Source organism: Noviherbaspirillum suwonense, assembly GCF_900182955.1.
Taxonomy (GTDB): Bacteria; Pseudomonadota; Gammaproteobacteria; order Burkholderiales; family Burkholderiaceae_D; genus Noviherbaspirillum_A; species Noviherbaspirillum_A suwonense.
This window is the reverse complement of record NZ_FXUL01000064.1, coordinates 1-1,577: the sequence shown is the minus strand read 5'-3', so window position 1 is coordinate 1,577 and position 1,577 is coordinate 1. Positions and strand designations below refer to the sequence as shown.

Annotated in this window: 2 protein-coding genes; both read left to right on the top strand. The window is 69.4% G+C overall.

Going from position 1 to position 1,577, the window contains the following annotated elements; genetic code table 11:
* Nucleotides 1-13 precede the first annotated feature (13 nt).
* A complete protein-coding gene (locus QOL82_RS29090; protein ID WP_283445815.1) occupies nucleotides 14-1,063 on the top strand; it encodes a 2,5-dihydroxypyridine 5,6-dioxygenase NicX family protein in 1,050 nt (349 codons plus the stop codon).
* Nucleotides 1,060-1,577: isochorismatase family protein (locus QOL82_RS29085; protein WP_283445814.1), on the top strand; the 518-nt coding region annotated here is incomplete at its 3' end. The genes QOL82_RS29090 and QOL82_RS29085, both read left to right, overlap by 4 nt.

Below are 1,577 nucleotides of genomic sequence, written 5' to 3'. Positions count from 1 at the left end.
AAAGGAAACCACCATGATCAGCGACCATGACATGATCCGCGCCTGGACCCAGGTGCTCACGCTGTCCAAGCTCGAAGCCGGCCAGACCGTGACCGTGCTGACCTCGGCTTCGACCCATCCGCAGACGCTGCAGACAGCCGTCATCGCCGCCTCCGGCATGGGCGCCATCGTCAACCGCCTCGACCTGCCGCCGGTCAACGGCGACCTGGCCCATTCGCGCGACCCGCTGGCCTACCTCGGCACCACGCCGCTCACCGGCAACCGCGCCGCCATCGCCATGCTCAAGGAAAGCGACCTGGTGCTTGACCTGATGACGCTGCTGTTCTCGCCCGAGCAGCACGAGATCCTGCAGGCCGGCACCAAGATCCTGCTGGCCGTCGAGCCGCCCGAAATCCTCGCCCGGCTGGTGCCGACCGAGGCCGACCGCAGCCGCGTGCGGGCCGCCGCCGCCCGCATCGAGAAGGCGAAGGAGATGCACATCGTCTCCGACGCCGGCACCGACCTGCGCTGCGCGCTGGGCGAGTTCCCCGTCATCTCCGAGTACGGCTATGTCGACGAGCCGGGCCGCTGGGACCACTGGCCCAGCGGCTTTGCGCTGACCTGGCCCGACGAGCGGCGCACCAACGGCACCATCGTGCTCGACCGCGGCGACATCATCCTGCCGCAGAAAAGCTACGTGGCCGAGCCGGTGCGGCTGACGATGAAGGAAGGCTACTGCGTGGCCATCGAGGGCGGGGTGGATGCGGCGCTGCTGCGCGACTACATGGCGTCCTTCAACGACCCGGAAGCGTATGCGATGTCGCACATCGGCTGGGGCCTGCAGCCGCGGGCGCGCTGGTCGACGCTGGCGCTGTACGACCGCGAGCGCACCATTGGCATGGATGCACGGGCCTACGAGGGCAACTTCCTGTGCTCGCTGGGACCGAACAACGAGGCCGGCGGCAGCCGCAACACGGCCTGCCATATCGACATCCCGATCCGCAACTGCACGGTGCGGCTCGACGGCGAGGACATGGTCACGCGCGGCGTGGTGCAGGACGGCTTCGGACGGGCGCTGGCATGAGCGGCGACATCGATGCGTACCAGCGCCAGGGCTTCGGCGCGGACCTGCAGCCGCAGCCGCCGTACGGGCTGCTGATCGTGGACCTGGTCAATGGCTTCGCCGACCCGGCCGTGTTCGGCGGCGGCAACATCCCGCAGGCGATCGCCCACACCGAAGAGCTGCTGGCGGCGGCGCGGGAGCGCGGCTGGCCGGTGGCGCACAGCCGCATCGTGTTCTCTGACAGCGGCGCGGACAGCAATATCTTCACGCTGAAGGTGCCGGGCATGCTGACGCTGAAGGAAGCGGACTGGAACAGCGCGATCGTGCCGCAGCTGGCGCCGCGGGAGGACGAGCTGGTGGTGAGGAAGACGGTGCCGTCGGCGTTTTTCGGCACGTCGCTGGCGGCCTGGCTGACGCAGCGCGGGGTGAAGACGCTGCTGGTGGCGGGCAGCGTGACGAGCGGCTGCGTGCGGGCCAGCGTGGTGGACGCGATGTCGCTGGGTTTCCGGCCGCTGGTGGTGGAAGACTGCGTCGG

What these genes read in the sequence shown, in the direction of transcription:
- QOL82_RS29090 (WP_283445815.1), top strand. Translation starts at nt 14, where the DNA reads ATGATCAGCGACCATGACATGATCCGCGCCTGGACCCAGGTGCTCACG.